This window comes from Corallococcus caeni, assembly GCF_036245865.1.
Classification (GTDB): domain Bacteria; phylum Myxococcota; class Myxococcia; order Myxococcales; family Myxococcaceae; genus Corallococcus; species Corallococcus caeni.
Map to the genome: position 1 here is coordinate 311,367 of NZ_BTTW01000002.1, position 19,932 is coordinate 331,298.

Genomic DNA, 19,932 nt, shown 5'->3' on the forward strand with positions numbered 1-19,932 from the left:
TGACACCCGTGCCTCCGAGCACTGGAGACACGGTGTCACGGTGTCGGGCCTCACCGGCGCGCGGCGCCCTCTGGGAGCAGGCTGGCACATCGATTGCGATGGGCCTTCCCCGGCATGGCGGACCTTGGGGGTCCGGCTCCATGACGGGGGTTCATCACATGGTCTCGATGCAGTGGAAGCTGGGTGTGTCGCTGGTGCTGCTGTCGGCGGTGGCGTTGGCGAAGGACGGCGTCACCACGGGGTCGTTCCCGGTGGAGCGGCGCAACGTGGTGACGGTGTCCGTCCCCATCCAGAGCCTGAATCAGCTGTCGCTGGAGGGGGAGCGCGTGATGGGGGAGCGCTTCTCCGTGGGGCTGGGCGTGTTCGCGTCCTTCAACCACGACCGCTCGCGGTTCGAGGAAGCGGAGCCTGGCGGGCTGGAGGGCTTCAACCGCACGGTCTATCAGTTCGGCGTGGCGCCCTCGGTGCGCTTCTACCTGACGGGCCGGGCACCCCAGGGGCTGTGGCTGGCACCGCGCGTGGAGGTGGGAGTGGGGCGGAGCTCCAGCACGATGGTAGGGAACCTCCCGGACGACCTGTTGAGCCATGACAGCAAAGCGGACTTCTGGTCCGTGGGTGGGTCGGCGGTCCTGGGGTACAGCGTGGTGCTGGAGCCCGGCTTCACGGTGCAGGGCGGCGTGGGGCTCGGGGCTCGCCGCGAAGCGCTCGCCTACGACTCCTTGCGCCTGGGCCCCGTGGACGAGACGAGCGTGGAGCGCATCCACCAGTCGGCGTGGTTCCTCTCCCAGCGCATCCTGCTCAACGTGGGCTGGGCGTTCTGACGGTCAGGGCACGTCGGCCTGCGTGCTCACGGTCCACGGCGTGCGCGTGGTGTCCACCCACAGGAGCTGGAGGTCCCAGCTTCCGGGCGCGGCGCCGGGCGTGTCGGTGGCGACGGCGAAGACGCGCGTGTCCGGTTGAGGCGTCACGGAGAAGCTCGTGCGCGGCGCGCGGTTGGCGTCGTTGGACGGCACCACGCCCAGCGTGACGGTGCCACCGGAAGGCAGCGGCAGGCCGTCCTGCGCGGTGGCGGTGGCGAAGGGCACGTCGAGGAAGGGCGCGTCCGGCAGCACACGACGCTCCGAGCCCAGCGGCCCCACGTCCACCGCGGGCGTGTTCGCCGCGGCGTGCACCCAGCGCAGGCGCAGGTTGGAGGGGTCGCTCGCGAAGCGGTCCGTGAGGGGCAGCAGCGTGAACGGGGACGCCGAAGGCCGGGGCGGCGCGAGGTAGCCCGCGGCGACCATCAGGTAGCGCTCGCCCGGAACGAGCGTGGGCGTCGTCGCCGTCACCACTGGTGCGCTCGTGGGCCGCTCCGTCCCGGGCGCGGCGGCGAAGAAGTCCAGCGTGTACGTGCCCGGCGGCACCTGGAGCGGCGAGGACAGCGCGCCGTACGCGAGTCCGCCGGACAGCTCGCGGTCGCTGGCGAAGAGGTCCAGCGCGGGCGCGTCCGGCGACGCGTGCAGCACGTACACCGTCGGGTTCTGCCGCAGGATGGCCAGCGTCCCGTCGCGGCCCGCGGTGAGCAGGGAGAAGCCGTCGCCCGCTCGCGCGGGGGCGGACATGAGGCCGGTGGCGACGATGAGCGTGTCCGTGCCGGAGCCGGCCGCGGGCACGGTGAAGGACGTCAGCGCCCGGCCACCGGTGCGCAGGCCCACCTGGAACGCGGCGCCCGAAGGCAGCACCCACGCCTGCTCGCCGGAGTCCTTGAAGCGCGCGAGGGACGCCACCTCCACCGAGCCGTCATTGCCCAGGTCCACGTCCACCGTGGGCGCGTCCGTGCCGGCGTTGACGATGCGCACGCGCGTCTGGCCGCCGTCCGCGGGCACGGTGTTGTCGCGCAGCAGCAGCGTGCGCAGCGCCGCGTCGGAGTCGGAAGAGGAGAGGGCGCCCGCGGCCACCACCGTCCAGCGCGTCCCGGCCTCCATGCCCACCGGCTGGGACACGACGGGCCGCGAGTCCGCCGCCGCGCCCGTGGGCCGCAGCTCCACGGTGACGGCGCCCGCTTCGCGCGTGAGGTAGGGCGTGGTGGCGCCATAGGCCACGGCCCGCGCCACGGGCGTGGGGTTGCCGGCGAGGTAGACGTCCATCGCGGGCGTGCCCGGCGCGGCCTGCACGATGCGCAGCTGCGCCTGGGTGGGCGGCACGAGCACCGGGCCGTCCTGCGTCGGAGGCGTGCCGGAGTCCTCCGCCGAGCCGCCTCCGCACGCGGGCGCGAACACCCCCAGCGCCGTGAGCGCGACGACCCGCAGTGTCTTCCCCCGCATCCAGGCCATGTCGAAGTCCCCTCCTCGGCGGGCCGCGGACGCGGCTCGGCACCGATGTCGACAGGGGTAAGGGTGGGCATCACCTCCACGCGGGCGAACCCCCACGCAAGGGCCACTGTCCGCCTCCGACGGTGTGCACCGGCGCACGTCGCAAGTCCCTGGCATCACGGGCGCGGGGCCTCCCGCGAAGACGGCGGGTGCGATCACCCGGGCGCGGAGCGTGACACCGCCCCGCCTGGCCGGCCGCCGCACCGCATCACCGGCCCGGGGCCATTCCCTGTTCAAAACGCGTCATCGCGTGGGTGGGGGGAACGGCGCGCGTGGGTGCCGGGAAGGGCGACGGCGCTGGTAGGGTCGGCGGCACCATGACCCTCGCGTCCCTTCCGCTCATCGTGTCCCTGCTCGCGGCGCAGACGCCCGCGCCCGCGCCGTCGAAGCCGCCCCCCGCGCCGGCCGCCGCGAAGGCGCCGTCCGCCGTCCCCGGCATCGCCCCGCTGCCCGGGCTGCCCAACCTGTGGGCGAGCGGCGTGCCGCCAGTTCCGCCCGCGCTCTCCCAGCGCGTGCAGCAGTACCTGGAGTCGCGCTCCGCGCAGCTGTTGGACGTGACCGGGGATGGTCAGCAGATGCTCATCTCCACGCGCTTCGCGGACGTCAATCAGCTGCACGTGGTGGAGATGCCGCTGGGCGCGCGCACGCAGCTCACCTTCACGAAGGAGCCCATCAACCGCGCGCGCTTCCTGCCGGGCAACCCTCAATTCATCTTCTACCTGCAGGACACGGGCGGCGGAGAGTTCTTCCAGGTGCTCAAGCTGGACCGGCGCACGGGCCGCTCGGAGCTGCTGACGGACGGCAAGAGCCGGCACGAGGAGCTGGTGGTGTCGCGGGACGGGAAGTGGCTCGCGTACGCGGGCACGGGACGCAACGGCAAGGACACCGACGTCTACGTGGCGCCCACGGCGGAGCCCAAGCAGGCAAAGCGAGTGACGGAGGTGGAGGGCAGCTGGGCGCCGCTGGAGTTCTCCGAGGACGGCTCGAAGCTGCTGGTGCGTCAGTTCCGCGCGGCGGATGACTCGGACCTGAGCGTGGTGGACTTGAAGACGAACGCGCGCACGCAGCTCACGCCCAAGGAGGGCAAGGGCAGCGTGGAGGCCGCCGTCTTCACGCACGACGGGCAGGGCGTGTACGTGTCCACGGACCGCTACAGCGACTTCGCGGAGGTGTACCGGCTGCCGCTCACGGGCGCGCCCCCGGCGGCGCCGCCGTCGCTGACGAAGTCGGTGCGCTGGAACATCGACCACCTGGAGCTGTCCCCGGACGGGCGCAAGCTGGCGGTGGCCGCCAACGAGGAGGGCTACGGCCGGTTGTACCTCCTGGACACGCGCACGCAGGCGCTGTCGCCGGTGGAGACGCCGCGCGGGGTGCTTTCGCAGCTCCGCTTCCCGTCGAAGCGGTCGGACCGGGTGGCGTTCTCGCTGACGTCGGCGCGCGTGCCGCTGGACGTCTTCACGGTGGACCTGGGCACGAAGAAGACCACGCGCTGGACGCGCTCCGAGGTCGGCGGGTTGGATCCGGAGACGTTCGTGGAGCCGGAGCTGGTGCGCTACCCGTCCACGGACGGCGTGAAGGTGCCGGCGTTCCTGTACCTGCCGAAGAACGCGAAGGGGAAGGTGCCGGTGGTGGTGATGTTCCACGGCGGCCCGGAAGGCCAGAGCCAGCCGAGCTTCAGCGCGCAGATCCAGCTCATGGCGACGGAGCTGGGGCTGGCGGTGCTGCTGCCCAACGTGCGCGGCTCGGAGGGGTACGGCAAGGCGTACCGCGCCATGGATGACGGCGTGAAGCGCGAGGCGAGCCTGGCGGACATCGGGGCCACGCTGGACTTCGTCGCCTCCCGGCCGGAGCTGGACGCGGCGCGCGTGGGCGTCTACGGCGGCTCCTATGGCGGCTACATGACGCTGGCGACGGTGGCGTTCTTCCCGGAGCGCATCAAGGCGGCGGTGGACGTGGTGGGCATCTCCTCCCTGCCGTCGTTCCTGCAGAACACCCAGGCGTACCGGAGGGACTTGCGGCGCGCGGAGTACGGCGACGAGCGCGACCCGGCCGTGCGCAAGGTGCAGGAGCGCATCTCGCCGCTGGGGTCGGTGGACAGGATTCGCGCGGCGCTCTTCGTGCAGCAGGGAGCGAACGACCCGCGCGTGCCGCAGTCGGAGGCGGAGCAGGTGGTGCAGGCGGTGCGCAAGAAGGGCTCGGACGTCTGGTACCTCCTGGCCACGGACGAGGGGCACGGGTTCCAGAAGAAGACCAACCGGGACCTGGCCCAGACGACGGCGCTGATGTTCTTCGAGAAGCACCTGCTGGGCCCGGCCGCAGGGCAGGGGAGCGGGGCGGCAGGCGGGAAGTAGCCCCCGGCGAGCAAGGGCCCGTGCTCGGGCGATATGGCGCCGCCCCGGGCACGTTGCACATTGTCAGTGCTGGCGAAGTGCGTTCCCGGAGGGGCGTGTCCATGAATCGCTACGGTCGGTCATTGCGTCGGGGTGTGGGGGTGTTGGCGGTGCTCGCGGGGGTGGGCGGCGCGTTCGCGGGCTCCGAGCAGGATGAGGTCTCCTTCAACATCGCGCGGACGCAGTTCAACCTGCGGATGACGGCGGACAACGTCACCGGACAGGCGTTCCAGGTGTCCCGGACGCCGGGCGAGCTGCGCGGCCGCGTGGCGGACGTCCCGGTGGCGCTGAGGCTGGAGGACGAGAAGGTGAAGGGCAAGCTCGGGTCCTCGGTGGTGAACCTGGACGTGAAGAAGGACGGCGACACGGTGAAGGCGAAGGGCGGCTTCGGTGGCCGTCCGGTCACGCTGACGCTGTCGCCGCGGGAGATGACGGTGTACGTGCACGACTGCACGTACCGGCTGAAGGCGAAGGAGCCGGGCCGCACCTACGAAGGGCCGCGCAGCTGCGACCCCTCGCTCACGCCGCCCACGGAGATCAAGCTGCCGGACGCCTTCCTCGCGGCCTCGCCCGAGGAGCAGGCGTCGCTGCTGCTCCTGGCGCTGTAGTTTCCCCATGGGCTCGGGGCGCGATGACGCGTCCCGTTTCCCGTGGAGAGCGGTCCTGGCACCGGATGCCGTCGGTGCTGGGACTGCTTTGGGTGTGCGCGTTGACCGCGTGCGCGAGCAGTGACTCCTTCGAGCGGGAGCCCTTCGAAGAGGCGGCGGGTGACGACGTCCCGGCCGAGCGCGCGCCTCGCGGGAGTCTGGTCCTTCGAGCAGCTCGCGTACTGGTACGTGGGAGGCTTCATCGCGAAGGGCATGCTCGGGGCGATGGAGGCCGTCGCGCCCACGGTGGTCTCGGTGCTCGGCAGGAGCGGCGCGAAGGGCGCGCAGTGGTTTCGCACGGTGCTGATCCGCACGCCGGCCGCTGAACGTGAAGCCCTCCAGCGAATCTGGATGAAGGCGGAGGCGGAGGGGCTGGCGGCGCTCGAAGCAGGAGAACAGGCCGAGCTGCGACACATCCTGGCCCGGGTCGAGAAGGCTCTGCATGAGCCGCTCGACCGGCAAGCGAAGAAGCGGTTACGGCAATGGGCACGGCGTGAATACTTCGAAACCGTGAACCCCCGGCTCGCCAGGGAGCTGGGACCCTTGCGGATGGAGGAGTATGAGATCCACCACCGCGTCCCCCTGGAGTATGCGCGCCTGTTCCCGCGCATGGACATCCACCAGGGGACGAACCTGGTCGCGGTCGAACGCACGGTGCACCGGAGCATCAACCGGGTCTGGGAGTCCGTGGGGCAGCAGTCCCAGCGGCTGGACAGCAGGCGGTGGAGGAACTCTCCCGGGTGATCGACCAGCAATACGGTTCGTGGTTCCATCGCGTCCACGTCCCCGCGGAATCCGCTTCCGCGCTCGCGGAGCAGAATGCGCTTCGCGCGGTGAAGGCGCTGCTGGAGCGGTGAAGGGAGCGCGGATGGAGTCCCCTCTCAAGGGCCTTGAGCGACTGATGGCACAATGCCGCGAACAGCGGCTGCCGCTGCGTCTGGGAACGGCCTCCACGGAGGACTCGACGGGCCGGGAGTTGTTCCCAGGGCAGCCCCTGGACCCCCTGCTCGCAGCTGTCTTCAGGCGGATAGGGGACGCGCGAGTGGCGGAGCTCGTCCTCTACCCGCTGCAAGGAGAGCACGGAGTCGTGGCCATCAACAGGACGCTCCGGGAGCGGGGAGAGGCTCCTTTCCCGGAGTGCCTCGTGTTTGGCCAGGTCCCGAGCCTGGCGTATCGGTTCGCGCTCGTGCCTGGACTCGCGGACCCGCACGGGCTGCAACCCGTGGTCTTCATCGATGACCACAGCGAAAAGGAAGTCCTGCCGGTCGCATCGAACCTCGATCGTTTCTTCGATGCCTATGCCCGGAGCATGGAAGCATGGGATGACATGGACTTCCCGCGCTTCGAACCCGAGCGCATCGCCGAGGACACCGTCCTCGTGGAGATGATGCGCGCGGGGCGCTTCGACGGACTCGTGACCCGGGACGAGGAGAGTCAGCGCTGGATGCGCCAGGTGCTCGGCCTGTGACGCCCCGTGCGCTCTGCCTCCTCATCGCCTTCACCGCGTTCGTGACCGCTGTGGGCACGGCCGTGTGGCTCGCGTGGCCAGGCCCGGACCTCGCCGCGCAGGCGGACCTGTCGGACGACCCCGTCCACCTGAGCTTCGAAACCAGCAACGACCCGGACAGCGCCGCGAGCGAGCCTCCCGACGTCGTCGTGCTGAGCAACGGCATCCGGCTCACGAACGTCCCCACGAACTGCCACGCCGACACCCGGGGCTCGCTCCTCTGCGAGGACCGCTGCGACGCGGATGCCGCATGTCCCGCCGACACCGTGTGCGCGCACCACCCGGACTTCGGCTTCCGCGACTGCCAGCCCCTGCACCGCTACTGCGACGACGCGTCGGACTGCACCCCCTCCGACACCTGCCACCCCGTGGACACCTCCACCTCGAGCCAGGTCCTCCGCCGCTGCGTGCCGCGCGGAACCCTGCCGGCCGGGGCGCGGTGCACGGGCTACGCACGGGAGCTGGAGGGCCAATGCGCGCCGGGGCTCCTCTGCGTCCATGAATACTGCGGCCCTCCGTGCAACGTGCACGACGCGAACGCCTGCGCCTCCGGCACCGAGTGCGCGCCCAATCCCTACCGCGTCCTCGGCGCCTGCGTCCCCAGCTGCCGCGACCGCGCCTGCCCCACGGGCGAGCGCTGTGAGACGGACTACACCGGCGAGGTGCCCATCTGCCGCCCCTTCATCGGGCCCGCTTGCCTGGACGCCGCGCCCTGCGCCGCGAACCAGGACTGCCTGCGCGGCTTCGCCGAGCCCACCCTCGAAACCGAAGCCTTCGAGTGCCGCGCCCGCTGTGATGACAAGGCCCCTTGCGACAAGGGCCTCACCTGCGACGAGACCAGCGGCTACTGCTTCCAGCCCTGCACCCGCGACACCGACTGCGCCGCCCCCGAGCGCTGCCACGTCCTCCACCGCCGCGAATCCCAGCGAGGCTGCGGCTTCATCGCGGAGGGGCTCCCCGCCTTCCACCGCTAGCCGCGCGGCAGCTCCACGGTGAAGGTGGAGCCCTCGCCCAGCACGCTCTCCACCTCGATGTGGCCGCCCATCGCCTCGACAATCTGGCGGGCGATCCACAGCCCCAGCCCGAAGCCGCCGTAGTTTCGCTCGGACACCGCGCGCTCGAAGCGGTGGAACAGGCGCGGCAGGTGCTCCTTCGCGATGCCGATGCCGCCGTCGCGCACCCGCAGCCGCGTCCGGTCGCCCTCCACGTCCAGCGACACGTGCACCGGGTTGCCCCGCCCGTACTTCAGCGCGTTGGAGAACAGGTTGGTGAAGACCTGATCCAACCGCAGCCGGTCCCACTGGCCGCGCACCTCCGGCGCCAGCGCCAGCTCCAGCGGCGTGCCCGAGCGCGCGTACTCCGGCTCGAAGCGCTCGGCCACCTCCCGCACCAGCGCCCCCAGCTCCATGGGCTGCAGCACCAACTCCAGCTTCCCCGCGCTCAGCCGCGACACGTCCAGCAGGTCGTTCACCAGCAGCGTCTGGCGCTTCACCTGCCGGTCCACCCGCTCCAGGCCGCGCTTGAGCCGCTCCAGGTCGAAGCTCGCCCCCGACCGCGCCAGCCCCGCCAGCAGGCTCTGCACCTGGAGCTGCAGCGCGCTGATGGGCGTCTTCAGCTCGTGGCTCGCGATGGACAGGAACTCCTCGCGCAGGCGGATGGCCTGACGCGCGTCCCGGTAGAGGCTCGCGTTGTCCAGCGCCAGCGCCGCCCGCCGCGCCAGCTCCTGCGCCAGCGCCAGGTCCTGCGCGTCGTACGCCCGCTTCGACGTGACGAACGTCAGCGCCCCCAGGGTGTGCCCCCGCACCCGCAGCGGCACGCACAGGTACGCGCACGTCCCGCCGGCGCGCGCGCTCGTCGGGTCCCTCTCCGACAGCCCCGAGCGCGTCTCCGGCCTCCCGGACTGGATGACCCGCGCCACCACCGCGAGCCCCGGGGGCGGCACCTCTCCGTCCCCGCCCCCCGCCGTGGCCACGCAGCGCACGCCGCCGGACTCGTCCTCCAGGAACACGCCGCAGGCCTCCGCGTACTGCGGCACCGCCAGGTGCGCCACGCGCTCCAGCGTCTCCTCCTCCTCCAGGCTCCCCGCCAGCACGCCGCCGGCCTCCGCCAGGAAGCGCTGCGCCGCCTCGCCGCGCTGGCGCTCGGTGACGTCCACCATCACGCTCAGGCACTGCGGCGGGCCGCTCGCCGGGTGCACGCGCCCGGTCCACATGGCCACCTGCACCGCGCCGCCGTCGCGCCGCCGCGCCGCCAGGGGCGCTCCGTCCAGCACCGTGCCCCGCGTGGCGCGCTCCAGCCCGTGGCGGAACGCCTCCCAGTGCTCCGGCGGCACCGCCGGCAGCACCTTCCCCATCACCTCCTCCGCCGTCCACCCCAGCATCCGCTCCGCGGCCGGATTCCACAGCCGCACCGTGCCGTCCGGGTCCAACAGCATGATGGCCATGGGGCTCGCCTGGATGATGGCCTCCAGCGTGCCGTGCGCCTCGCGCAGCGCCGCCCGGGCGCGCTGCTCCCGCTCCAGCAGCCGCGCCCGCGCCAGCGCCTGCGCCGCGTGGTGCGCCACCAGCTGGAGGAAGGCCCGCTCGTCGTCGTCGAACCCGTGCGGCAGGCCGAAGGTGAACACCAGCGCCCCCAGCGCCCGCCCGTCCGCCACCAGCGGCAGGCACGCGGAAGAGGGCGCAGGCCGCTCCGACCCCGACAGCGCGTCCTCCGCCATCAGCCACACCGGCCGCGACTCGCGCAGCACCCGCGCCACCGGCGAGTCCCCTTCCAGGGGCAGCCGCTTCAGCCGCTCCGCCGCGTCCGGCGTGCAGCCCGCGCAGCGCAGCAGCGTGGCGCTCGTCGCGTCCGGCTCCACGCCCCACAGCGCCCCGGCCTTCGCGTCCGCCACCGCCAGCCCCTGCTCCAGCACCACCTCCGCCACGCGCGACGCGGTGAGCGCCTCCGACAGCTCCGCGGTGACGTGCTGCAGCCGCGCCAGCCGCCCCGCCGCCACCTCCGCCGCCTGCCGAGCCTGCCGCTCGGACGCGTAGGCCCGCGCCACGTCCAGCGCCAGCGCCGCCCGGTCCGCCAGCTCCTGGAGCAAGAGCTGCTCCCCGGACTCGAACGACGCGGGCTCCGGCGCCTCCCGCCACACCGTCAGGGTGCCCAGCGCCCGTCCCCGCGCCCGTAGCGGCAGCACCAGCACCGCCTCCACCCCCTGCGCCTCGCCCGTGTCCAGCACCTCCGCCGCCACGCCTTCATCCGCGCGCATCCGCTGGGAGAACAGCGCCTGCAGCCGCACCCGCGCCTCCGGCACCGCCGCCGCCGACGCCACCGTGCGCAGCCACAGCCCGTCCTCCGACAAGAGCCGCAGCGCGCACGCGGAGCCCAGGATCGGCACCACCAGCCCGCACAGCCGCTCCATCACCGCCGGGGGCTCCAACGACGCGTCCGCCAGCAGCCGCGACGCCTCCGCCAGCAGCGCCAGCCGCTCTTCGATCTCCGGAAGCCGCGCTCCGTACTGCCGCGCCTCCCCCAGCCTGGTTGCGACCATCGTCATGCGACTCCCCCCGTTGCATCCACCATGGGAACACGGCCCCGCCCGCGGCGCTCTGCGTCCCAGGTCCCGTCATCCCTGATTTCTGCGGATGCTCGACACCCACCCACCGGAAGCGTTGGTGACGGGCACCCTCCTCGTTCCGCGGCCCGGCACCCTCGGGGGCATGGCGCCAGACGCGCACATGGGAGCACCTGGAGCGGTTGGAAACCAAAGGAGTGTCCAGGCTTCGGTTGCGGCGGGCCCGGGTTCGGCTAAAGCGGGGGCCGTGAACGCACCCTCGGAATCACCGGCCGCCCCCACGGACGGGCCGGACTCTCCCAAACGCATCGCGATGCTGGCCCTGAGCGCGCTGGGCATCGTCTTCGGAGACATCGGCACCAGCCCGCTGTACGCCCTGCGCGAGTGCTTCACCGGCCCGCACGGCATCACCCCGACGCCGGCGAACGTGATGGGCGTGCTGTCGCTCATCTTCTGGTCGCTCATCATCGTCGTGTCGGTGAAGTACCTCCTCTTCGTGATGCGGGCGGACAACCGGGGCGAGGGCGGCATCCTCGCGCTCATGGCGCTGGCCATGCAGCGCCCCCGGGGCCAGGCGCACCGCGCCCGGCCCGTGCTCATCACCCTGGGCATCTTCGGCGCGGCGCTGCTCTACGGCGACGGCCTCATCACCCCGGCCATCTCCGTGCTGAGCGCGGTGGAGGGCCTGAGCGTAGCCACGCCCGTCTTCGAGCCGTACATCATCCCCATCTCGCTCATCATCCTGGGGCTGCTGTTCCTCGTGCAGAGGAAGGGCACCGGCGGCATCGGCGCGGTGTTCGGCCCCTTCATGGCCCTGTGGTTCGTGGTCATCGCGGTGCTGGGGGTGAAGGAGCTCCTGCACAACCCCGCGGTGCTCTGGTCGCTGTCGCCCGTGCACGGCGTGCACTTCTTCATCGACAACGGGGGGCACGGCTTCCTGGTGCTGGGCGCCGTGTTCCTGGTGGTGACGGGCGGCGAGGCGCTCTACGCGGACATGGGCCACTTCGGCGCGGGCCCCATCAAGCGCGCGTGGTTCGCGCTGGTGCTGCCCTCGCTGGTGCTCAACTACCTGGGGCAGGGCGCGCTGCTCCTGCGCCACGCGGAGGCCGCCCGCAACCCCTTCTTCCTCCTGGCCCCCGACTGGGCCCGCTACCCGCTGGTGGCCCTGGCCACGGGCGCCGCCGTCATCGCGTCGCAGGCCCTCATCTCCGGCTCCTTCTCCATCACCCGCCAGGCCATGCAGCTGGGCTACAGCCCGCGCATGGAGGTGGTGCACACGTCCGCGGAGGAGATGGGGCAGATCTACCTGCCCGGCCTCAACGGGGTGCTGCTGGTGGGCGTGGTGGCGCTGGTGCTGGGCTTCGGCTCCTCCAGCCGGCTGGCGGCGGCGTACGGCATCGCCGTGACGACGACCATGGCCATCACCACGGTGCTCGCCTATGTGGTGGCCCGCGAGCGCTGGAACGTCGGCCGCGCCGTGGCCCTGCCCATCGCGGGGGTGTTCCTGCTGGTGGACCTGTCCTTCTTCGGCGCCAACGCGGTGAAGATTTCCGACGGCGGCTGGTTCCCGCTGCTGCTCGCCGTCTGCATCTTCACGCTGATGACCACTTGGAAGCGCGGCCGCGACATCCTCGCGGCCAAGCTGCGCGCGGCCAGCCTGGGCCTCAAGGACCTGCTGGGCAGCTTCGGGGACCACCCGCCGGTGCGCGTGCCCGGCACCGCCATCTTCATGACGGGCAACCCGGAGGGCACCCCGCCCGCGCTCCTGCACAACCTCAAGCACAACAAGATCCTCCACGAGCAGGTGGTGCTGCTCACCATCATCCCGGAGGAGATTCCCCACATCGTGGCCGGCGAGCGCGTGGAGGTGGAGCCCCTGGAGCAGGGCTTCGTGCGCGTCATCGCCCGCTACGGCTTCATGGAGAACCCCAGCATCCCGGACGTCCTCAAGCGCTGCCGGGAGAAGGGGCTCCAGTTCCAGCTCATGGGCACCAGCTTCTTCCTGGGCCGCGAGACCCTCATCCCCACCAAGAAGCCCGGCATGGCCGTCTGGCGCGAGGCCCTCTTCTCCTGGATGAGCCGCAACGCCCGCAGCGCCACCGCCTACTTCCGGATTCCCCCCAACCGCGTGGTGGAGCTGGGCAGCCAGGTGGAGCTGTAGTCCCGGCGGAGGTCCCGGGCCTGCCGCGCCGGGACTTCACCCCGTGAGTAGAAAATCTATTCAGCCCACACTGCGCGTGTTTTCCCGGACTTGGGCCGATTTTGGCCTTCTAAGCTCCTGAAAACACATGGGTAGGATTTTTGACCAGGGGGTTAAACAGACCCATGGGTGTCGGGCACTGGCTGCTACACAGCCCTTTACGCAGGGGCTTGCCTGCTCCAGATTGCACCTCCTCCCTCCGTTTTTTCCGGTTCACATAGAAAAATACGGCGGGGCAGCAACACTTTCGCCGATGAATCGAGAATCTTTTCGCGGGGCAGAGAAAAGTACTGTCCCAGCGAAATAGAACTCGGTTACCCTGCGGCCAGGTGTCCCCCGGCACCCGGCGTCCGAAACGAGGTCAGACCCCCATGCTCCAGGCCATCGCCCCCGCCCCCGTGTCGTCCCCGGTTTCCCCGGTGAAGTCGGTCATGCCGTGGATGGCCGAGCCCCGGATGCCGCTGTCGGACGCGGCGCCGTACACGGTGCTGAGCGCTCAGGAGCTGTACCCGCGCATCTGCGTGCGGGACCCGTACTTCGCGCTGAAGGACGTGACGGTGCTGCCGGGTGAGGTGGTGGCGCGCGTGCCGGTGCAGATGGCGCCGGACGCGGAGGCGATGCCGCTGGGCCTGGGCGAGGCGGGCCGGCACCTGGCCATCCTGGGCTCGTGCGGCGCGGCGCTGGTGGCGCCCAAGGACGGGCAGCACTTCTACCTGGCCAGCGCGGCGCGCGGTCAGTGGCTGCAGCCGTCCGCGCAGGAGCGCGCCACGGACATGCTGTGGGCGCTGGCGCAGGCGGAGTACACGGGCAAGCGCACCTGCACGGCGCGCACGCTGCTGTCCTCGTCGGACGGCACGCCGCTGTTCCGGCTGGAGGTGGACTACAACGTGCTGTCCGCCGCCGCCTTCACCCGCCTGTTCGGCGAGGCGCGCCAGGAGATGCGCCGCGAGCCGCGCCCCGCGGACACCGTGCAGCGCACCCCGGAGGAGTGGGCGAAGCTGCGGCAGAACCCGTACAGCAAGCCGCTGGAGCTGCGGGACTTCCAGGCGGACGGCGACAGCCTGCGCTCGTCGCTGGTCGTCACCCCGGAGCTGTGCAAGGGCCACTTCGCCATGCACCCGGTGATGCCGGTGGCCGTCGTCGCGGGCGGCATGACGCGCATGGCGACCACGCTGGGCCGCGACCTGGAGCGCAACGCCGAGGCCCGCTTCGTGGCGAAGGACGTGAAGCTGTCCGCGGACAGCCTGGCCTACGCGGGCCAGACGGTGGTGTTCGGCGCGCGCCGCACCCGCGTGCGCGGCGCGGACCACACCTTCGCCTGCACGGCGTCCGTGGGCGAGCGCGTGGTGGCGCAGCTGGACGTGACCTACACCCGCGTCGACTGAAGCACCGTGGCCTGACGCTCACCTGGACTTCTGGCGACGCGCGGCCCCGCGTCCCGCTTCAGGCCCACTCGATGTCGTAGTCCACCCGGTCGATGCCCTGCGGCTTCGCGGTGGCCTTGCCCGTCAGTCCCAGCACCTTGAGCGAACCGGTGAGGATGCCCACGTGGTACGCGGGCGGCATCATGTCCCGGCGCATGCGCAGGGTGCCGGACTTGGGCCCCGTGGTGAGGTACTCGCGGTTGCCGTAGGACACCGCCGCGCTGTACGCCATCTGCGCGCCCGCGAAGAGCTTCTGCGGATCCCCCCGGGAGATGATGCCGAACACCAGCATCCCGGGCCCCGTGGAGTAGCGGGTGATGCTCACCTCGCCGCACGCGTGGAACACCGCGTCCGTCGGGCCGAGCGCGCCCTCCAGCAGGTCCGCCGCGTTGTACAGCAGCGTGAGGAACTCCCGGGCCGGGTACGAGCGCAGCTCCGCGTAGTCGTGGTTCAGCTCCCCCACGCGCAGCGTCTCCATCCCGGTCGCGCCCGCGTGCTGCTGCACCAGGCCGAAGACGGACTTGAAGATGAGGCCGCGGATGGAATCCCCCGGCTGGAGGCTGGCGATCCGGGCGGCGAGTTCGGCCTTGTCCGACGGCATGACTTCCAACTCCTTGGTTCACGGGCGAACCCGGGAGGTAGCTTAACGGCCCCCTCTCCCCTGTCGACAAAGCCTTCACCCGGCGTGACAGCGGCCCTGATGGGAGGCGTGGTTCAGCGCTCGTCCAGCAGCACCGGCGCGAAGCCGGCCGCGTCGCATGACGCGAGCACGTAGCGCACGCCCGCCCGGTCACCGGTGAAGCCCGCGGGGATGCCGCTCGAGTGCAGGTGGCCGTACACGCAGACCTTGGGCGCGAACGCTTCGATGGGGGCGCTGAAGGCGGTGGCCCGCTCGTTCGCGTACACGGGCGGGAAGTGCACCGCCACGATGCGGGTGAGCGGCGTGGGGTGCGCGGCCTCCTTCTTGAGCGCGTCCTCCAGCGACGTGGCCAGCCGGCGCGTCTCCCGCTCCACGTAGCCGGAGTCCCCCTGCTCGTCGCCCATCTCCCCGCCGGGCATGGGCGGCGCTTCCGGCGCCGTCCACAGCCGCGTGCCCGCGATGACCCACGGCCCCAGCACCACCGCGTTGTTGTGCAGGAAGCCCTCCAGCGTGCGGAAGGGCTCCAGCAGCTTGCGCAGCTTGGACGCGGAGTCGCCCCACCAGTAGTCGTGGTTGCCGCGCACCAGCACCTTGCGCCCCGGCCGCGCGTCCAGCCACGCCAGGTCCTCCATCACCTCGTGGGCGCGGGTGGCCCAGGAGATGTCGCCCGCGACGATGACCGCGTCCTCCGGCCGCACCCTCTCATCCCACGCGCGCTGCAGGGGCAGCGGGTGGTCCGTCCAGCCGAAGCGGTGCATGTCCTTCTGCCGGGTGGAGGGCAGGTGCGTGTCGCCAATGCCGAAGAGCCGCATGATGCTGGCGTATAGCGGATGGCCCGCCCCGTGTCGGCCCTTCCCGCACGTCCCCGCCCGGACGGCCTTCCCCCCTGGGTCCGCCAAGGGTTCAAATAGTGATTAATACAAGAAATGATGTAACAATCCGTTACGTCACGGATGTCCTGAAACACGGCAGTGCGGCATCCATGCACCATGCCGGACTCCGCGTGTAGACGGGAGGCCAAGACATGTAGGTAATTCCGTGATTTCAGGTGTTTGAGGTCGCGAGGAGAATCGCGCGCTTCGTGCGAGTGGAGCATGCATGCACCGGTCGCGGAAGAAAACTGGACGAAGGTGATGGGCTGGAAGGGGCTGGCACGCATGGTGCTGAGAAGGCGGCTCCAGCCGTCTCCGTGGGAAAGCGGGGGCGGGCCGTGGAGTCCCTCCCCCGATTTTTGGAGTCCCTTCATGTCAACCTTCCGCAATCCCCTCGCGGCGGCGGCCGCCGCCCTGGTGCTGTCCGCGTGCGGCCCCCAGGCGCAGCAGCCCTCGGAGGCGCCCCCCGCCGAGACGCCGTCGCAGCCGTCGACGGACACGGCCGGCAGCGCGCTGCCGCGTGAGCTGGATCCGCTGTTCGCGCAGGCCGCGCAGGAGTTCAACGTCCCGGCGGAGCTGCTCAAGGCGGTCTCCTACGCGGAGACGCGCTGGCAGATGGTGGCCGGCGAGGCGGAGTTCCCCGGCCAGCAGCCCGCGTTCGGTCTGATGGCGCTGCGGGGCGCGGACCTGGAGCAGGGCGCGGCGCTGGCGGGCGTGACGGCGGAGGCGGCGCGCACGGACGCGCTGTCCAACCTGCGCGCGGGCGCGGCGCGGCTGTCCCAGCTGGCCACGGACGCGAAGGTGGAGCGCGGGGACCTGGCCGCGTGGGCGCCGGTGGTGGCCCAGCTGAGCGGCATCACCAACCCGGAGGCGCAGGCGGAGCACGTGCACCGCGGCGTGTACGCGGTCCTCAACCAGGGCGCGGTGGCGCTCAACCAGGACGGCTCGGTGGCCGCGTCGCTGGAGCCCGTGCAGGTGGAGGCGAAGTTCGAGCGTCCCCAGGTGCGCGCCATGGCGGCGGGGCCGGACTACGGCGCGGCCATCTGGCGCCCGTCGCCCAACTACAACACGCGCCCCACCAACAACACGGGCGACCCGTCGATGATCATCATCCACACCTGCGAGGGCAGCTACTCGTCCTGCTGGAGCTGGCTCACCAACAGCGCCTCGCAGGTGAGCGCGCACTACGTGGTGAACGAGAGCGGCAGCGAGGTCTCCCAGTTGGTGCGTGAGGCCAGCCGCGCGTGGCACATCGGCGCCACCTACGACTGCTCGCTCAACGGCAGCAAGGAGTGCTGGCTCAACGGCGTGTCGGCCAACCACTTCACCATCGGCATCGAGCACGGCGGCTACGCCAGCCAGACGTCCTTCCCGGCCGGGCAGATTGACGCGTCCGCGAAGCTGTCGTGCGACATCGCGCGCGACAACGCCATCATCAAGGACAGCTACCACATCGTGGCGCACGGCCGGTTGCAGCCGTCGAGCCGCACGGATCCGGGTCCCAACTGGCCGTGGTCCACGTACATCAGCAAGATCAACAGCTACTGCGGCACGTCCACGCCGGCCGGTGAGATCATCATCGACAGCAACAGCGCCAACAACGACGCGTCCAAGGCGAAGTTCTCGACGACGGGCACGTGGACGGACGGCTACAGCGCCGGCTACTACGGCAGCGGCTACTACTACGCGGCCACGGAGGCCATCTCCGCGCCGGCCACGTTCGAGTTCTACCTGCCCACCGCGCAGACGCGCACCGTCGACGCCTGGTGGGTCGAGGGCGCGAACCGCTCCGCCACGGCGCCGTTCATCGCCTACAACGCGTCGGGTGCCGAGGTGGGCCGCGTGTCCGTCAACCAGCAGACCAACGGCGGCAAGTGGGTGCAGCTGGGCACGTACAGCTTCAGCGCCGGCTGGAACAAGGTGCAGCTGAGCCGCTGGACGACCCCGGGCTACGTGGTCATGGCCGACGCCGTCCGGGTGCGCTGACGTGATGCACGGGGGCCTTGAACGGCATGCGCGTTCCGGGCCCTCGCGGGCACGGTGGGGGTGGGCCGTGCTCGTCTTGCTGGGCGCCATGGGCTGTCAGGGCCGCTGCGGCGGCGCTGCCACGGTCCCGGCGCCCGGCGCCCTGTCGGAGGCGGAGCGGCGGGCCCTGCCGGGCACCATCGTCTTTCTCTCCGAAAGGGCGGGGCAAAAGGACGTCTGGCGGGTGACGCCCGCCGGAGAGGAGACGCAGGTCACCTCCGCGCCGGAGGACGAGTACCCCGGCCCGCCGTCGCCCGACGGCCGCACGCTGCTGGTGATTGCGTCGGGTGAGGCGAGCGGGCGCGTCTTCCAGCAGCTGCGGGTCCAGCCGCTCGCCGGGGGGCCTTCCGTGGCGCTGCATCCGCCCCGGCCCCGCGCGCGCAACGCGAGCTGGGCGCCGGACGGCACGTGGCTGGCGGTGGAGTCCGACGCGCAGGGCTTCAGCGACGTGGTGCGCGTGCGGCCCACGGCGAACGCGGTGGACACGCCATTGACGCACGTGAAGGCGGGCTGCTTCGAGCCCGCGGTGTCACCGGACGGCACGGAGGTGGCGTGCGTGTGCAGTGGTGAGGGGGACCCGGAAGTCTACGTCTTCCGCGCGGACGGCACGGGCGAGCCCCGCCGCATCACCACGTTCTACATGGAGGACCGGACGCCGCAGTGGAGTCCGGACGGGAAGTGGCTCGCGTTCGTGAGCAACCGCGAGCGCAAGGAGCGCGTGTACCTGGTGCGGCCGGACGGCGCGGACCTGCGGGCCCTGTCCGGCGAGGGCTTCGCGGGCGACGAGCGCGAGGCGGTCTTCAGCCCGGACGGCAAGCGCGTGGCGTACGTGGCCCGGCTCGAGGACGGCAAGAGCCGCATCTGGGTGGCGGACGTGGCGGGCGGCGCGCCGGTGGCGCTGACGGACGGCCAGCACCGCGACGACATGCCGGCGTGGAGCCCGGACGGCAAGGCGCTGGTGTTCGTCTCCGAGCGCGACGGCGACACCGACCTGTACCTCATGCGCCCGGATGGCACGGGCCAGACGCGGCTCACCACGGCGAAGGGCGCGGACTGGCTGCCGCGCTGGTTCACGCCGCGCTAGCCCCTGCCTCCATGCAACGGCGTCGTCCCCTCGTTCAGGATGGCGAGGTAGCCGCGATACGCGAAGACGCGGCCTCGCTTGCGTCCTGTGACCTCCTGCACGATGCCCAGATGCTCCAGGTCCGCGAGCGCCGCGTTCACGGTGGGGGCGGTCAGTCCGGTCCGAACGACGAGTTGGTTCGAGGTCAGGTAGGGGTGAGCCTGCAAGAGCTCGTGCACACGGAGTGCTGAGCTGGTGCGCTCGCTTTTGAGGTTGATGAGCTCGCGGTCCTGCTTGAAGCGCTCGGAGATCCGGGTTGCCGCTTCGAAGGCCTGATTCGCGGTCTCCGCGACGCCCTCAAGAAAGAACTCGAGCCAGGCTTCCCACGCGCCCCGCTCGCGGACCTCCTGGATCAGCCGGTAGTAATCCGCCCGGTGCGTCTTCAGGTAGAGGCTCAAGTAGAGCAACGGCTTACGGAGCACGCCGTGGACGCACAGATAGAGCGTCACGAGGAGGCGTCCGATGCGGCCATTGCCGTCGAGGAAGGGATGGATGCTTTCGAACTGCACGTGCAGGAGCCCCGCCTTGATGAGGGCTGGCAGCCGGGACTGCTCCTCGTGCATGAAGTTCTCGAAGGCACTGAGACAACCGTCGAGCTCCGTCACCGGAGGCGGAACGTACAGCGCATTTCCAGGCCGCGTCCCTCCGATCCAGTTCTGCGAACGACGGAACTCACCTGGATCCATCGTGCCACCGCGTCCGCTTTGCAGCAGCCGCGCATGCATTTCGCGGATGAGCCGGAGTGAGAGTGGCAGTTCCTTGAGCCGCTCGAGCCCGTACATCATCGCGTCGACGTAGTTCGAGACTTCGCGGACGTCGTCGATGGGCTGTCCCTCCTGGGCGCCGAGTTCGAACTGGAGCAGGTCGGCGAGCGTCGACTGTGTCCCCTCGATTTGCGAGGAGAGCACCGCCTCCTTGCGCACGTACATGTAGAGGAACAGCTCCTGGCTCGGCAGGAGCACCGTGATGCCATCAAGGCGGCCCAGCGCCCGCTCGGCACGGCTGAGTCGGTCCAGAAGTCCCAGAACGTCGATGGATGGGGCCGGCGGTAAGGGCGGCGGCACGAAAGACCGCACGCGCTCCCCGGCGACGGTGGTCTCCACGAACCGACCCATCCTCGAAGGCGCGGATGAGGCGTCAGTCATGCCCCCAGCATTCGAATGGGGTTTATTTAAGTCAAATGGCTTTGGCTTA

At 71.1% G+C, this 19,932-nt stretch carries 15 protein-coding genes; 10 read left to right on the plus strand and 5 right to left on the minus strand.

Features of this window, described 5'->3' with window-relative positions; translation table 11 throughout:
* Nucleotides 1-158: 158 nt before the first annotated feature.
* Nucleotides 159-821: a hypothetical protein gene (locus AABA78_RS09340; RefSeq protein WP_338262633.1), complete on the plus strand. Its 663-nt coding sequence runs from the start codon at nucleotides 159-161 to the stop codon at nucleotides 819-821.
* Nucleotides 822-824: 3 nt separating this feature from the next.
* Here AABA78_RS09340 and AABA78_RS09345 read toward each other — a convergent pair whose 3' ends face one another.
* Nucleotides 825-2,312, minus strand: a complete 1,488-nt coding sequence (locus tag AABA78_RS09345; RefSeq protein WP_338262634.1) for a DUF4397 domain-containing protein — start codon at nucleotides 2,310-2,312, stop codon at nucleotides 825-827.
* Nucleotides 2,313-2,668: 356 nt separating this feature from the next.
* Here AABA78_RS09345 and AABA78_RS09350 point away from each other — a divergent pair, with 356 nt between their 5' ends.
* From AABA78_RS09350 to AABA78_RS09370, 5 genes are all read left to right on the plus strand, one after another.
* Nucleotides 2,669-4,702, plus strand: a complete 2,034-nt coding sequence (locus AABA78_RS09350; protein WP_338262636.1) for a S9 family peptidase — start codon at nucleotides 2,669-2,671, stop codon at nucleotides 4,700-4,702.
* A 101-nt stretch (nucleotides 4,703-4,803) separates the two neighbouring features.
* Nucleotides 4,804-5,349, plus strand: a complete 546-nt coding sequence (locus tag AABA78_RS09355) for a hypothetical protein (RefSeq protein ID WP_338262637.1) — start codon at nucleotides 4,804-4,806, stop codon at nucleotides 5,347-5,349.
* A gap of 159 nt (nucleotides 5,350-5,508) precedes the next feature.
* Nucleotides 5,509-6,132: a hypothetical protein gene (locus AABA78_RS09360; RefSeq protein ID WP_338262638.1), complete on the plus strand. Its 624-nt coding sequence runs from the start codon at nucleotides 5,509-5,511 to the stop codon at nucleotides 6,130-6,132.
* Nucleotides 6,133-6,430: 298 nt separating this feature from the next.
* Nucleotides 6,431-6,856 (plus strand): hypothetical protein, encoded by a 426-nt coding sequence (locus AABA78_RS09365; RefSeq protein WP_338262639.1) that lies wholly within the window; start codon nucleotides 6,431-6,433, stop codon nucleotides 6,854-6,856.
* Complete coding sequence (locus AABA78_RS09370; protein ID WP_338262640.1) at nucleotides 6,853-7,869, plus strand: hypothetical protein; 1,017 nt, start codon at nucleotides 6,853-6,855, stop codon at nucleotides 7,867-7,869. Before AABA78_RS09365 ends, AABA78_RS09370 begins: the two co-directional genes overlap by 4 nt.
* On the opposite strand, the gene AABA78_RS09375 is transcribed toward AABA78_RS09370, so the two are convergent.
* The gene (locus tag AABA78_RS09375; protein ID WP_338262641.1) at nucleotides 7,866-10,436 is read right to left on the minus strand and encodes a sensor histidine kinase; all 2,571 of its coding nucleotides are present in this window, start codon (nucleotides 10,434-10,436) and stop codon (nucleotides 7,866-7,868) included. The genes AABA78_RS09370 and AABA78_RS09375 overlap by 4 nt on opposite strands.
* 181 nt (nucleotides 10,437-10,617) lie before the next feature.
* Here AABA78_RS09375 and AABA78_RS09380 point away from each other — a divergent pair, with 181 nt between their 5' ends.
* On the plus strand, nucleotides 10,618-12,615 hold the full coding sequence (locus AABA78_RS09380; protein WP_370469450.1) for a potassium transporter Kup: 1,998 nt from the start codon (nucleotides 10,618-10,620) through the stop codon (nucleotides 12,613-12,615).
* A 410-nt stretch (nucleotides 12,616-13,025) separates the two neighbouring features.
* Nucleotides 13,026-14,039 (plus strand): hypothetical protein, encoded by a 1,014-nt coding sequence (locus AABA78_RS09385; RefSeq protein ID WP_338262642.1) that lies wholly within the window; start codon nucleotides 13,026-13,028, stop codon nucleotides 14,037-14,039.
* A gap of 58 nt (nucleotides 14,040-14,097) precedes the next feature.
* Here the strand turns inward: AABA78_RS09385 and AABA78_RS09390 are convergent, their stop codons facing one another.
* Together AABA78_RS09390 and AABA78_RS09395 are read right to left on the minus strand one after the other, a co-directional pair.
* Entirely contained in the window at nucleotides 14,098-14,679 is a 582-nt protein-coding gene (locus tag AABA78_RS09390) for a DUF2378 family protein (RefSeq protein ID WP_338262643.1), read from the minus strand.
* A 113-nt stretch (nucleotides 14,680-14,792) separates the two neighbouring features.
* On the minus strand, nucleotides 14,793-15,530 hold the full coding sequence (locus AABA78_RS09395; RefSeq protein WP_171422121.1) for a metallophosphoesterase: 738 nt from the start codon (nucleotides 15,528-15,530) through the stop codon (nucleotides 14,793-14,795).
* A gap of 432 nt (nucleotides 15,531-15,962) precedes the next feature.
* Here AABA78_RS09395 and AABA78_RS09400 point away from each other — a divergent pair, with 432 nt between their 5' ends.
* Complete coding sequence (locus AABA78_RS09400) at nucleotides 15,963-17,576, plus strand: golvesin C-terminal-like domain-containing protein (protein ID WP_338262644.1); 1,614 nt, start codon at nucleotides 15,963-15,965, stop codon at nucleotides 17,574-17,576.
* Between the two features lie 76 nt (nucleotides 17,577-17,652).
* Nucleotides 17,653-18,699 carry a TolB family protein gene (locus tag AABA78_RS09405; protein ID WP_338263581.1) on the plus strand — a complete coding sequence of 349 codons (1,047 nt, stop codon included), beginning with the start codon at nucleotides 17,653-17,655 and terminating at the stop codon, nucleotides 18,697-18,699.
* Here the strand turns inward: AABA78_RS09405 and AABA78_RS09410 are convergent.
* On the minus strand, nucleotides 18,696-19,841 hold the full coding sequence (locus tag AABA78_RS09410) for a Fic family protein (protein WP_338262645.1): 1,146 nt from the start codon (nucleotides 19,839-19,841) through the stop codon (nucleotides 18,696-18,698). The two genes, AABA78_RS09405 and AABA78_RS09410, sit on opposite strands and share 4 nt — an antisense overlap.
* Nucleotides 19,842-19,932: the final 91 nt, after the last annotated feature.